This window comes from Burkholderia sp. 22088, from assembly GCF_052045915.1.
Taxonomy (GTDB): domain Bacteria; phylum Pseudomonadota; class Gammaproteobacteria; order Burkholderiales; family Burkholderiaceae; genus Burkholderia; species Burkholderia cepacia.
The window spans coordinates 391,288-404,055 of sequence record NZ_JBQEPY010000003.1 but is presented as its reverse complement, the minus strand read 5'-3'; the positions used below and the strand labels follow the sequence as shown (position 1 = coordinate 404,055).

The following is a 12,768-nucleotide window of genomic DNA, read 5'->3' as shown; positions in this document are numbered from 1 at the left end:
TCGCCATGAGGCGGCCGCGCGTGGCGCGCTGCCCGCGGTCGTGCGGCCGGGCGTCATTGCCGCGCGGTCAGTTCGTCGTGGTTGTCGGTCTGCGGCTTCGTCTCGCCGCCATGCACCGAAATCCCGTGAAGCTCCTTGTTGCGCGCGATGAGCTCGCTGCTCGGCGGGTACTGCGTCTTGCTCGTCGGCACGACGCCGTCATGCTGCGCCTGCTTCAGTTCATTGACGACCTGCGTCCGGGTCTTGCCCTGCATTTGCGTCTGCGCGAACGCGGCCTGCGTGGCCATGCCGAGCGACAGCGTGGCGGTAACGAACAGTGCTGCGAGTTGTGCGGTTTTCATTGAGTGCTCTCCTTGATCAGGGCCGCCGGGTGGCGAACCGTGGACCCAGTATGCGAAAGCAGCCGTGCGTGATCGTGATCGCGAGATGAAAAATGCGTCAGATTGCGTGATGCCGGGATGTGCCGTTCGACCGCGGCCGACATGATGCAATCGTCATGTTCGCGTCATGGGCGCGATGAGCGGGAAGCGGAACATGAAGTCTGCCGATGGTCGACTTGGCCGACGGCATTCACGCCGTCCGCGACAGCAGCACGGAATGCGGGCGGCCCTTTCCGACTTTTACCCCGGACCGAAAAGTGTATCGTCCCGCCATTCGCCTCGCCTTGATCGCAGTCCTGATCGTCCCGTTGTTCGCGGGCTGCACGTCGACGCGTTCCGGCCGAACGCCCGCTGGGTCGGCCACATCGACCACATCGACCGCGCCGGCCGCCGCGCGCAAGCCGGTACCGGCCGACCTCATGCCCGGCGAGCAGATCGACTATGCCGGGCATCGCTGCGGCAATCCGAACCTGTACGTCAAGACACACGTGTGCCTGTTCCCGCAGCGCAGCGGCACGCGTTGACCGCGATCGCACGGCACGCGACTGCGCGCTCTCAGGTTGCCGCGTATGCGGCGGGAGTCGTCCGGGATACCGCGCGGTCGGTCGCGGGTTCGTCGCCGAGCACGCAGGGTGTCGATCCACGACGAGCAAAAAAGAAGCCCGGCACTCGACGAGTCCGGGCCTAACGCGTGACGTGCCGTGCGGCAGCGACCCGCTTGCGTGGTCTGGAACGGGCGCTGCCCGTCACGTTTGCGATCGTAGCGAAGCGACGCTTCGCGAACCTGATCGGGACATGAAATTTTCGTCACGCGGCGCGCGTATTGCCGCCGCGATCAGAACCGGTGGCGCATCCCGAGATTGACGATGCCCTGCGTGCGCGTACCGCCATAACCATAGGAGCCGATCGACGCCTGCGCCGTTTGCGTGCCGCCGTCGAGCGTGCGCTGTTCGCCGTTCGCGCGCTGCCATGCACCGACCGCGTAGAGATCGGTGCGCTTCGACAGCACGTAATCGGCGCCGGCGGACACCTGATGATAGGTCGCGCCCGTATCGCCGCGGGCGCGCGTGTAGCTGTAGCCGACGCCGACGAGCAGGCTGGGTGTCGCCTGGTAGTTGAAGAAGCCGCGCGCGGTGTCGTACTTCTGCGTGCTCCGAAATGCGGACATCGCATCGGCCTTGTACTGCGCGTTGCTGTAGTCGATGCCGACCGCGAACGGCGCGAAGCTGTAGCGCACCGCGCCGCGCGCGATGCCGATCGATTTCGCGGAGAGGTAGCCGCCGTTGACCAGCGACCCGTCGAACGTGCCGTCGGAGGTGCTGTTCCAACCGGTGCGGATGCCGTTGGCGAGCGATGAACGATTGGCCGCGTAGTAGTAGCCGCCGGCCACGTCGACCGGGCCGTTGCTGTACGACAGGCCGGCCGACCATGTTTGCCCGGCGCCGCTCTTGCCGGCCACGCCGCCGAGCGCGTACATGCCGACGAACTGGAATCCGTTGATCAGTGGCGACGTGTATTTCACCGCGTTGTCGGTACGCGACGACGTGTCGTAGTTGTCGACGTCGCCAGGTGTCGCATAGACGCTGCCGAAGTAGAAATCGCCGGTGACCGGCCACGCGACATCCGCGAGCGCGTCGTACTGGCGGCCGAGCGTCAGCGTGCCCCAGCGCGCGCTTTCGAGGCCCACGAAAGCCTGCCGGCCGAACATCCGGTTGCCTTGCCCGAGCGCGCCGGTGTTCGGGTTGAAGCCGTTTTCGAGGGTGAAGACCGCTTTCAGCCCGCCGCCGAGATCTTCCGCGCCCTTCACGCCGAAGCGGTTGCCGAGCAGGTTGCCGTTGCCGAGGCCGACGAGATTCCTGCCGTTCGCGTCGGCATTCCACACGTAGGTCAACGACGTATCGAACAGGCCGTACAGCGTGACTTCCGACGCGTGTGCCGCGTGGGCGGCCGTGAGCATCGCACCCGACATCATCGCGAGCCGAACTGGAGTTTTCATGGTGTGTCCCTGAGGTTCAAGAGGATCGATCCGTGCATCGGTCGATTCCGGCGCCGCGCGTTGGTGCGGCAGGCGCGGAATGTCGCAATCGCGCTGCCGATTCTGGAAAGCGTTCGGATCGTGAAGGTGAGGGACAAATGAGAAAAATGTCATCGCCGCGTCATCGACCTGGGAACTTGCGACCCGTTTTCATTGGGAGTGCGATACAGGAGAGGCCGGGGCAGTGACGAAACCGTCATGCTGCGATCACGATTGCGCACCGCCGCCGGATCAAAGTGAAGGCTCCTGTCACATCTTTCCAGCAAGGAGCGAGCCACATGAACATTCCGCGACCGATGATCGTCGTCGCCGCTGCCGTCCTGTCGATTACGGCCGTCTCGCAGGCAGCAGCCGCGCAGCAGAAGACCCGTCAGGAAGTCCGTCAGGAACTGGTGCGTGCCCGCCACGACGGCGTGATCCCGAGCCCGAACCACGACTACCCGGCGAGCCCGGCCACTGTCGCGCGCAACCAGGAAATCCATCGCGCGACGGTACATCGCGGCGAGGCGGCGCCGCTGGTCGATGCGCACGACAACCGTCTTGCGGTTCGTTGATCGTTCATGCGCGGCCGGCCGGCACGGTGCCCGCCGGCCGCACCCCACACGAAGAGGAGAGTGCCATGCGCCATTTCGCGAAAGGAATCGTGCTCGCGGCGTGCCTGATGTCGACGGCTGCGATGGCGGCCGGCTGGCCGGAACGCGCGCTGTCGCACGCGCCGGCGCACGAGGTCGGCCGCCGCGCGAACGAGCGGATGCGCTGCGAACTCGCGACCGTGCCGGCCGGCGAGTGGAGCGCGACGTTCACGCGCGGGCAATGCGAGGTCGGAAGCGGACGGCTGACGTTCGTGCCGGCCGATGCAGGCGGCGGGCAGGACGTTGCGGAGAAGCGGATTCTGCTCGGCGATATCCGCACCGCGTCGCATCAGTCACGCAAGCTGAAGGAGCAGCTGCAACTGACGACCCGCGACGAGGTGATCGCGCTGAACGTGCTGACCGACGACGGCAGCCGCAAGTCGCGCGAACACGCGATCGACCTGTGGGCCGCGCTGCGCAACGAAGGCGTGACGCCGGTCAACGGCACGCGCATCGTCGACACGTATCCGACGGGCGCGACGACGTGGTAATCGGCGCGCGGCCGGCTTATCCGGCCTTCACCGATCCTTCGATCAGGAAGAACACGATGAAGCCGATGAAGAACGCGGCCGTCGCAAACGGCGTTTCGGGTACCTCGTGCGCTTCGACCAGCAGCTCCTCGGTGACGAGGTACAGCAGCGCGACGGTGCCGAGCCCGAGCAGCGCCGCGTAGATATTGGCGGGAAGCCCTGCGAACGCCGCGTTGCCGGCAACGGCTGCGACGCTCAGCAGTGCCGCGAGCCCGACCGGCACGACGATCGACAGCATGCGGGCAATGCCGGCGGCCGCGAGCGCGGCGCTGACCGACAGCGCGAGGAACAGCACCTCGAGCGTCAGCGCGACGGTCAGGATGATGCCGCTTTCGGTGCTCGCGGAGAAGGCGATGCCGAGCACGAGGCCGTCGATGACGAGGTCGATCGCGGTGACGATGACGAGGCTCACGGGCAGCCGCGCGTCCTCGAAGCGCGTCTCGATCGCGCCGGACAGCGCACGGATCGCGAGCATCAGCGCGATGCCGAGCACGAAGCCGACGACGACCGGAAACAGCGCATGCGCGCGATCTTGCGGAAGCAGTTCGAGCGCCGCGGCCGCGAACACGATGCCGCCGGTGAAATGCTGGATGACGCTCGACGTGGTCGGGCCGGGGGCGCGCCACGCGGCGGAGAGTGCGCCGAAACAGGCCGCCAGCACGGGCGGTAACGTCAGTAGCGCAAGCTTCGCGGTCGGTGTCATGAGGCCTCTCGAACGGTTGGCGTACCGCAGCGGGCTCGGCGTCCGGCTGCCCGGCCGCAGGGTACGGTTCATGCACGCCGGGCGCTGCCCCGGCATCAACCGGGGATTGAACACCCTGAAGCCGCTTCAAGGTCAACACATTCGATGCAGGGCGCACCGGCAAGCCGGCGCGCCCGTGCCGGTCACACCTGCGCGAGCGCCTGGTCGAGATCGGCGAGCAGGTCGTCGATATGTTCGATGCCGATCGACAGCCGCACCGTTTCTTCCTTCACGCCGGCCTTCGCGAGTTCGGCCGGCGACAGTTGCCGGTGCGTCGTCGATGCCGGATGCGTTGCGAGCGATTTCGTGTCGCCGATGTTGACGAGCCGCGTGAACAGCTTCAGCGCGTCCTGGAACTTCGCGCCGCCGTCGCGGCCGCCCTTCACGCCGAACGTCAGGATGCCCGGCGCACGGCCCGACAGGTAGCGCGCGACCAGCGGATGGTCGGGGTGGTCGGGCAGGCCCGCATAGTTCACCCATTCGACCTGCTCGTGACGCGCGAGATGCTGCGCGATCTTCAGCGCGTTGTCGCTGATCCGTTCGACGCGCAGCGCCAGCGTTTCGATGCCCTGCAGGATCTGGAAGGCATTGAACGGCGAGATGGCCGCGCCCATGTTGCGCAGCGGCACCACGCGCGCGCGGCCGATATAGGCGGCCGGCCCGAACGCTTCCGTGTAGACGACGCCGTGATAGCTGACGTCGGGCTCGTTCAGCCGCTTGAAGCGGTCCGCATGCTCGGCCCACGGGAACTTGCCCGAATCGACGATCGCGCCGCCCAGGCTCGTGCCGTGCCCGCCGAGATACTTCGTCAGCGAATGCACGACGATGTCCGCGCCGTGCTCGAACGGGCGCAGCAGATACGGCGACGGCACCGTGTTGTCGACGATCAGCGGGATGCCGTGGCGATGCGCGACTTCCGCGAGCGCGGCGATGTCGGTGACGTTGCCGAGGGGGTTGCCGACCGATTCCGCGAAGATCGCCTTCGTGCGCGCGTCGATCAGCGGCTCGAACGACGCGGGGTCGCGCGGATCGGCGAAGCGCGTCGTGATCCCGTATTGCGGCAGCGTATGCGCGAACAGGTTGTAGGTGCCGCCGTACAGCGAACTCGCGGACACGATGTTGTCGCCGGCCTCGGCGATCGTCTGGATCGCGTACGTGACGGCCGATTGTCCCGATGCGAGCGCGAGCGCGCCGATGCCGCCCTCGAGCGCGGCGATACGCTGCTCGAGTACGTCCGTCGTCGGGTTCATGATCCGCGTGTAGATGTTCCCCTGCACCTTCAGGTCGAACAGGTCGGCGCCGTGCTGCGTGTCGTCGAATGCGTACGCAACGGTCTGGTAGATCGGCACGGCGACCGCGCGCGTGGTCGGGTCGGGACGATAACCGCCGTGCACGGCGATGGTTTCGAGGCGCCAGTTCGAAGAGGCCTGATCGGTCATGGGTGCTCCGTCTGTTGTTGTGGTGGTCGAGCGATTATAGGAGCACGTGCGCGGCGGCCCTTAGAACGAATGGTTTGTTGCTTATGGCGGTGCGGCGCATAGAATGCCCTTTCCGCAAACAAGGGGTGCGCGATGAATCAGGATCACTGGAACCAGGTGGATGCGTATTTCTCCGCGACGCTCGTGCCGTCCGACGACGCGCTCGACGCCGCGCTGGCAGCGAGCCACGCGGCCGGGCTGCCCGCGATCAACGTCGCGCCGAACCAGGGCAAGCTGCTGCAACTGCTCGCGACGATTCGCGGCGCGCGGCGGATCCTCGAGGTCGGCACGCTCGGCGGCTACAGCACGATCTGGCTCGCGCGCGCATTGCCGCCGGGCGGCACGCTCGTGACGCTCGAGCTGAACCCCGAACATGCGAAGGTCGCGACGCGGAACATCGCGCGTGCCGGGTTCGCGGAGGTCGTGACGGTGGTGGTCGGCAGCGCGAAGGACAGCCTCGCGCGGCTCGTCGACGCGGGCGAAGCGCCGTTCGATTTCATCTTCATCGATGCCGACAAGGACAACAACCCGGTCTATCTCGACGCGGCGCTGAAGCTGTCGCGGCCCGGCACGGTGATCGTCGTCGACAACGTCGTGCGCGGCGGGCGGGTGGCCGATCCCGACAATCGTGAGCCCGACGTGGCCGGCGTGCGCGACGGGTTCGCGCGTCTCGCGGCCGCGCCGCACGTCACCACGACGGCCGTGCAGACGGTCGGGCAGAAGGGCTGGGACGGGTTCTCGATCTCGATCGTCGGCGCGTGACGTGAGGGCGGCACGCGCGTGCGGTCGACCCGCGCGCTAGTTCTGGTCGGGATTCCTGTCGTTGCACTGCTCGGGATCGTCGCGCAGCACGATGCGGCGGATGCGGCCGTTGTCGTAGAACGGCACGTCGGGGCAGAATTTCATGCCGGCGCGGGTCGACGTGCGCTTCCACGCGACCTTTTCGGTGCGGACGAGCGTCGGCGCGTGGCCGGGCGCGCCCGGCTTCCAGATGTCGATGTACACGCGCGCCATCCACGGTGACGCGTCCACCTCGCAGTCTTTCAGCGCGCCCAGCGTCGAGCGCAGCCCCGTGCCGGCGTGCTCGATGCGCTGCGGAAACTCGATGTAGCCGTCGCCGTAGCCGGGCATGACGTAGCAATAGCGGCGCGTGTTCCCGTCGAGCACCGGCAGCAGGTAGCTGCTGGCGGAGTCGGCCTCCTTCACGTCGTTGCCCTGCCAGCGGTAGGTCGTCACGCCGTGCTCGCAGCAGCTCGCGCGCCAGCTCGTCCAGATGATCCGGTGCACGGCATCGAACTCCGGCGACGTGATGCCCTGCAGCCCCTGCGGCGCGTCGACGAAGCGCCGCGTCTTCGGGTCGAAGATCCACGTCTGGTACGGAATGTTCGGGCCCGCGCCCATCGATTGCGCGAGCATCAGGTCGGGCCAGCCGTCGAAATTCACGTCGGCGAAATCGGGCGTGAACAGGCCGCAGGTGCCGCGTGAATCGGTCTGCAGCGTCTGCACGAGGCGGCCGCGATCGTACAGGCGGATCGCGGTGACGTGCGGCGGGTCGTTGCATGAACCGTCGTCGTCCGGCAGCTTGTCCGCGACGAGGCGGATCTCGTAAGGGAACGGCCTGCCGTCCTGTTTCATTGCGAGCGAGACGGGCAGCGTGCGTTTGCCGTCCGGCGACGCCCACGTGCCGGCCACCGCATTGTCGAGCGATGCCACGCGCCACGTGCCCGTTACGCGATCGGCGTCGGCTTTCGCGCCGCTGTCGCGTTCCGACAGCGTGGCGCCGTGCGCGTCGAGCGTCCCCTTCAGCGCGAGCCGGTAGCGTTTGTCGGACGTGCAGGGCGCGTAGCAGTACGAGCCCGATACCGTGCCCGCCACGCGCGACAGCGAGACTTCGACATGCCGGTTGCCGATCGTGCCGACCCAGTCGCGCGACCAGAACGGGATCTCGACCGTATCGTCGGTGCTTGCCGCACTCGCCGCACTCGCCGCACTCGCCGCACTCATTGGCGAAAAGGCGAACGCGGTGACGGCGAGCAGTGCGAACGCAATTGCGCCGCGCCAGCCGCGCGTGCGCCGCGTCGCGATCGCATTGCGCGACGCGTCGATGAACGGGAGATGCATGGGTCGGCCCCTCGGTTTGTTATGGGTGTGACTGCCGGCGTGTTGCGGTGCGATGCACGCGTCAGCGGTTTCCTGGCGCATCGGCGCGTCGATACAGGCGTGGCCATTGATCGTCGAACAGGCCGTTGCACGTGCCGTGCGTGGCGATGTCGCTGAGCAGGAAGCGCCGGCCGTCGAAGATCCACGACGCAGTCGAGCCGCAATCGCCGGCGCTGCGCAGCCTGACCTTGCTCGACAGCGTCGCGTGGGTGCGGTCGTAGCCCGCCTCCGTCAGTTCGTTCGCGAACGACGCCGAGTCGAGCCCCGCGTTCGCGTTCTCGCCGAAATTCATCGCCGTCGGCGTGAACGGTGCCGTCCTTCGCACGCGATACCACAGGTCGGTGCGGTTATACATGCTGCTGGTCTGGCACGGTATCGCGACGAGCGCCTCGTCGGCGGAGATCGCCACGGCGCGCGACGCCTTCCGGCGGTCGCTGGCCGACATTTCGTCTTCGACGTCGGCCGCGCATTGCTTGATGTCGTCGCCGAACTTCGCGAGCACCGCGTCGACGAGCGGGCGCTGCCCGCCGGCCGGCAGGTCCGCGACGGCCGGCGCCGGCACGACGGCGGGCGGCAGTGCCGGCGCGGCCGGCACCGACGACGCGGGCCGGTTGCCGGGGCGCAGCAGCGCCGTCGTCGTGCCGACCCGGCCCTGCGTGTCGTCGATCAGCAGCAGCGCGGCGTTCAACCCCGTCAACGGCGTCCGGGCGGTTTGCGCCGACGCCGGATCGCCGAAGCTCAGCAGTTGCGCGTTGCGCGCCGCGGTGAGCCATGCGGCAACCGTTGCCGGATCGTCGGTGCGGATCCGGAACGGGTGTGCTTCGTCGTCGTCCGGTTTGCCGCCGAACGCATGCCACTGGGCCGCCATCGCATCGAACGGGCGGCCGTCCGCGCGTGCGGTGCGCAGGTCCAGCGGCGCCGACGCATAGAGGGCGAGCGAGGCTTGCGCGTCCGGGCCGGCATCGCGCGTCACGCGCAGGATGAGGCTGGTGCGCGAGTCGTCGATGTCGTCGGCATGGCTTTCGGCAATGCAACGATTGACGTTGTCGCAGACGACCGACCAGTTCTTGAAGTCGCGCTCGACCGGCGGCCGCGTGAGCGGACGGGCCAGGGCAACGATCGGGGAAACGGCGAGGAGGGCGGCGATGGCGAGCGAAAGGCGGTGCGACATGACGGTTCGTATCGACTGTGGATGGGCGGGCGCAAGACGTCGGACTGCAAGCGCATCGTCAGCAAGCGGGGCGGTCGAAGGCAGCGGCGCATGCAGGGGCGCGCTTTGCGGAACGGTTTCGAGTATACCGCCGCAATGGGCGCCGATCGCGGCGGCGGCGCGTCGTGTGCGGGCACGTACGTTGCTGGCCGGCACGGGGCGCACGTGCACGGATGCGCAAACGGCGCGATGCCAGCAGGCACCGCGCCGTTCGCTTTTCATCGTGCGTCGACCACGTCGCGCAGGAACGCGTCGAGCGTCGCCACGTCGCCCCACGGCCGCTTGTATTCGCGATCGTGTTCGGCATCGGCGAGCATCGTCTCGACGAGCGCGTGGATCGCCGGCCGGCGCGGCCCGTATTCGCTTTCGTTCGCGCTCATCTTCAGCGCGAGCAGCGCGTCGAGCTCCGCGCGCACCGACGGCTCGTGCACGGTGCCGTCGACGAGCGCCGCGAAACGCATCGGCGGCATTCCGAGCCCCGCGTCGATCCACCGCACCGCGAGCAGCGGCCGCAGCACGTACAGGTATTTCTTGTAACGCACCGTGTCGCCTTGCAGATAGCCGCGAAAGTTCTTCTTCGCCATCGCGAGGTAGTGATGACGCCCGCGCACCGGCGAGAAGAATGCCGACGCCAGCGACCTGAGCCGCGGCGCCCAGCGCGCGTCTTCGCGATACACGACGGGCGAGTCGAGCCATTCGAGCAGCGTCGGGTTCGAGCGGCGCAGCAGTTGCAGCGCCTTGCGCAGTTCCCAGCCGCTGACGTCCAGCTCGTCGTCGAGCGGCCGCTCGATCACGTCGCGTTGCGCTTCGACGCTCAGGAACCAGTCGCGCCGGTGCGCATACACGAAGCGCACGTCGTAGTCGCTGTCCGGCGAGGCGAACCCCCAGCCGCGGCTGCCCGATTCGCACGCGAACAGCACGCTCACGTCGTGGCGGCGTTCGACTTCCGCGAGCTCAGCCATCACGCGCGCCCGCACGGCCGGGTCGACCGGGTGCGCACTGCGCACGGCAGTCAGTTGTTCCGTTTTCATGATTGTCGTTTCTCTCTCGTTGCGCGCGGCCGCCGGCCATCGGCCGCGCACCGCGCTATCCTTTCACGCACACCACCTGGCGCAGCGTATGCACCACTTCGACGAGGCTGCGCTGGGCCGCCATCACCGCGTCGATGTCCTTGTAGGCCATCGGGATTTCGTCGACGACGCCCGAATCCTTCCGGCATTCGACGCCCTGGGTCGCCTTCACCTGGTCGTCGACCGTGAAGCGGCGCTTCGCTTCGGTGCGGCTCATCGTCCGGCCCGCGCCGTGGCTGCACGAGCAGAAGCTTTCCGGGTTGCCGAGCCCGCGCACGATGAAGCTTTTCGCACCCATCGAGCCCGGAATGATCCCGAGCTGCCCCTTCTGCGCGGACACCGCACCCTTGCGCGTCACGAGCACGTCTTCGCCGAAATGGCGTTCGCGCTGCACGTAGTTGTGGTGGCAGTTCACCGCGTGTTCGTCGACCGAGAACGGCTTCGCGATCACGCCGCGCGCCGCGCCGATCACCGCATCCATCATCGCCTGCCGGTTGCGCCGCGCGTAGTCCTGCGCCCAGCCGACCGCCTCGACGTAGTCGTCGAAGTGGCGGCTGCCCTCGGTGAAATACGCGAGGTTGCGATCCGGCAGGTTCGCGATGTGCTGCCGCATGTCGGCCTGCGCGAGTTCGATGAACAGGCTGCCGATCGCATTGCCGACGCCGCGCGAGCCGCTGTGCAGCATGAACCACACGTGGTCCGCTTCGTCGACGCACACTTCGATGAAGTGGTTGCCGGTGCCGAGCGTGCCGAGATGCGCGTAGTGGTTCGTCTTTTCCAGCTTCGGATACTTGTCGACGATCCGCTGGAAGCCCGGTTGCAGCGACTTCCACGATTCGGTCACGGCGGCCGGCGTGCGGTCGCCCCACGCGCCCGGATCGCGGCGGCCCGGCGCGCGGCCGTGCGGCACCGCGCGTTCGATCGCACTGCGCAGGCCCGCGAGCGAATCCGGCAGGTCGGCTGCCGTCAGCGTCGTGCGCGCGGCCATCATCCCGCAGCCGATGTCGACGCCGACCGCGGCCGGAATGATCGCGCCCTTCGTCGGGATCACGCTGCCGATCGTCGAGCCCTTGCCGAGGTGGACGTCCGGCATCACCGCGACGTGGCTGAAGATGAACGGCATCTGCGCGGTGTTGCGCAGCTGTGCGCGCGCTTCGTCCTCGACGGCGACGCCTTGCGTCCACATCTTCACCGGCTTGCCGTTCGCCAGTTCCATCACCTGGTAATCCATTGCACTCATTTGCTTCACCTGATTCCTTCATTCATGCGGCGCGGCACACTTGCGCCGCGCCGTTGCGCCCGTCAGGCGCCCTTGATGCTGACGAGTCCGTTCAGCACCTGGTCGAGACCGCCGAACACCGAGATGCGGTCGATCCGTTCCGCGACGCGCTCGAGCGTTTCCAGCTCCTTGAGCCGCAGCGCGGTCGGGTTTTCTTCCATCACCTTCGCGGTGTTCAGCAGCGAACGCGTGGCCGCCGTTTCCTCGCGGCGGCGAATCACGTTCGCCTGCGCGGACTTCTCCGCCTCGACCACCTGCGCGAGGATCGTCTTCATGTCGCCCGGCAGCACGATATCCTTCACGCCGACGCTGCGCACGTCCACGCCCGAGTTGCCGAGGCGTGCACGCACCTGCGTGATCACGACGTCGTCGATCGACTGCTTGTCTTCCAGCAGTTCGTCGAGCGAGCGTGTGCCGACGGCCGAGCGCAGGGCGAACTGCAGCTCGCGATACAGGTGCTCGACCGGCTTTTGCAGCTGGCCGAACGCATGCAGCACGTCCGCATAACACCACGTCGCCGACAGGTTCAACCGCAGCGCGACCTTGTCGCGCGTCAGGATTTCCTGTCCGCCGACTTCGAGCGCCTGCACGCGCAGGTCGACGAGTTCGACCGCGATGTCGCGGTTGAAGCGCCAGAACGCCGAGACGCCCGCGTCCAGCAGCCGCTCGATCTTGCCGTCGATCTTCAGCACGCCGACGTGGTACGCCGGCACCTGCGCCAGCAGTACGCCCGCCAGGCCCGCCACACCGCGCGCCCGCAGCGCCGGTTGCGCGATGCGCTTCACGAGCGCGGCCGGCAGCATGCTGTCCTGCGCGAGATCGACGCGCTCGAGACGGTGGGCGGTCAGGCCGCGCCAGTACAGCCGGCGCGTGCCCGGCGCCAGGATCTCGACGAGCACGTCGTCTTCGTAGCGCAGGCCGGCTTCGTCGTCGGCGAGATCCATCGCGACGAAGTGCCGGGCGAGCACGTCCTGTGCGTCGTGACGCAGGTAATCGGCCAGTGCCGCGTCGGCAAGCGGCGCGTCGAGACGCGCGGTCTGCACCGACAGGCGCTTGAACGGATCGAAGGCCTTGAACACGCCCGGTTCGAGCACCTTCACGAAATCGCCCTCGTTCATCAGCAGCGCGCGTTCGTTCTTTTTCACTACATGTCGCATCCACATATTCTTGTCCTTTTCTTCGATGACCGCCGGGTGACGCGCATCGTGCGGATCGCGGGGCGACGCAACCGGGCGGGCGGCGCGCAGGCCCG

The 12,768-nt window shown here is 67.7% G+C and carries 13 protein-coding genes; 4 read left to right on the top strand and 9 right to left on the bottom strand.

Annotated features, from left to right (window positions below):
* Positions 1 to 53: 53 nt before the first annotated feature.
* Positions 54 to 341: a DUF4148 domain-containing protein gene (locus ACTJLD_RS07705; RefSeq protein ID WP_440658457.1), complete on the bottom strand. Its 288-nt coding sequence runs from the start codon at positions 339 to 341 to the stop codon at positions 54 to 56.
* 206 nt (positions 342 to 547) lie between these two features.
* On the opposite strand from ACTJLD_RS07705, the gene ACTJLD_RS07700 reads away from it, so the two are divergent.
* Positions 548 to 904, top strand: a complete 357-nt coding sequence (locus ACTJLD_RS07700) for a hypothetical protein (protein WP_440658456.1) — start codon at positions 548 to 550, stop codon at positions 902 to 904.
* 311 nt (positions 905 to 1,215) lie between these two features.
* Here the strand turns inward: ACTJLD_RS07700 and ACTJLD_RS07695 are convergent, their stop codons facing one another.
* A complete protein-coding gene (locus ACTJLD_RS07695) occupies positions 1,216 to 2,376 on the bottom strand; it encodes a porin (RefSeq protein WP_440658455.1) in 1,161 nt (386 codons plus the stop codon).
* A gap of 317 nt (positions 2,377 to 2,693) precedes the next feature.
* Between ACTJLD_RS07695 and ACTJLD_RS07690 the strand changes: the two genes are divergently transcribed.
* Positions 2,694 to 2,969 (top strand): DUF4148 domain-containing protein, encoded by a 276-nt coding sequence (locus ACTJLD_RS07690; RefSeq protein WP_440658454.1) that lies wholly within the window; start codon positions 2,694 to 2,696, stop codon positions 2,967 to 2,969.
* Between the two features lie 65 nt (positions 2,970 to 3,034).
* Complete coding sequence (locus tag ACTJLD_RS07685; RefSeq protein ID WP_027790911.1) at positions 3,035 to 3,538, top strand: hypothetical protein; 504 nt, start codon at positions 3,035 to 3,037, stop codon at positions 3,536 to 3,538.
* Between the two features lie 16 nt (positions 3,539 to 3,554).
* Here the strand turns inward: ACTJLD_RS07685 and ACTJLD_RS07680 are convergent, their stop codons facing one another.
* Together ACTJLD_RS07680 and ACTJLD_RS07675 are read right to left on the bottom strand one after the other, a co-directional pair.
* A complete protein-coding gene (locus ACTJLD_RS07680) occupies positions 3,555 to 4,280 on the bottom strand; it encodes a ZIP family metal transporter (protein ID WP_440658453.1) in 726 nt (241 codons plus the stop codon).
* Between the two features lie 182 nt (positions 4,281 to 4,462).
* Positions 4,463 to 5,758: an O-acetylhomoserine aminocarboxypropyltransferase/cysteine synthase family protein gene (locus ACTJLD_RS07675; protein ID WP_021157380.1), complete on the bottom strand. Its 1,296-nt coding sequence runs from the start codon at positions 5,756 to 5,758 to the stop codon at positions 4,463 to 4,465.
* 132 nt (positions 5,759 to 5,890) lie between these two features.
* On the opposite strand from ACTJLD_RS07675, the gene ACTJLD_RS07670 reads away from it, so the two are divergent.
* A complete protein-coding gene (locus ACTJLD_RS07670; protein WP_091920142.1) occupies positions 5,891 to 6,559 on the top strand; it encodes an O-methyltransferase in 669 nt (222 codons plus the stop codon).
* Between the two features lie 36 nt (positions 6,560 to 6,595).
* Here the strand turns inward: ACTJLD_RS07670 and ACTJLD_RS07665 are convergent, their stop codons facing one another.
* The 5 genes from ACTJLD_RS07665 to ACTJLD_RS07645 all read right to left on the bottom strand — a co-directional run bounded on the left by ACTJLD_RS07665 (position 6,596) and on the right by ACTJLD_RS07645 (position 12,679).
* A complete protein-coding gene (locus ACTJLD_RS07665; RefSeq protein WP_440658451.1) occupies positions 6,596 to 7,918 on the bottom strand; it encodes an XAC2610-related protein in 1,323 nt (440 codons plus the stop codon).
* 61 nt (positions 7,919 to 7,979) lie between these two features.
* Positions 7,980 to 9,128 carry a DUF1176 domain-containing protein gene (locus ACTJLD_RS07660; RefSeq protein ID WP_440658450.1) on the bottom strand — a complete coding sequence of 383 codons (1,149 nt, stop codon included), beginning with the start codon at positions 9,126 to 9,128 and terminating at the stop codon, positions 7,980 to 7,982.
* A gap of 257 nt (positions 9,129 to 9,385) precedes the next feature.
* A complete protein-coding gene (locus ACTJLD_RS07655) occupies positions 9,386 to 10,198 on the bottom strand; it encodes a nucleotidyltransferase domain-containing protein (protein WP_440658449.1) in 813 nt (270 codons plus the stop codon).
* A gap of 55 nt (positions 10,199 to 10,253) precedes the next feature.
* Positions 10,254 to 11,477 (bottom strand): RtcB family protein, encoded by a 1,224-nt coding sequence (locus ACTJLD_RS07650; protein WP_060083344.1) that lies wholly within the window; start codon positions 11,475 to 11,477, stop codon positions 10,254 to 10,256.
* Positions 11,478 to 11,539: 62 nt separating this feature from the next.
* Positions 11,540 to 12,679 carry a slipin family protein gene (locus ACTJLD_RS07645; protein ID WP_027790918.1) on the bottom strand — a complete coding sequence of 380 codons (1,140 nt, stop codon included), beginning with the start codon at positions 12,677 to 12,679 and terminating at the stop codon, positions 11,540 to 11,542.
* Between the last annotated feature and the right edge of the window lie 89 nt (positions 12,680 to 12,768).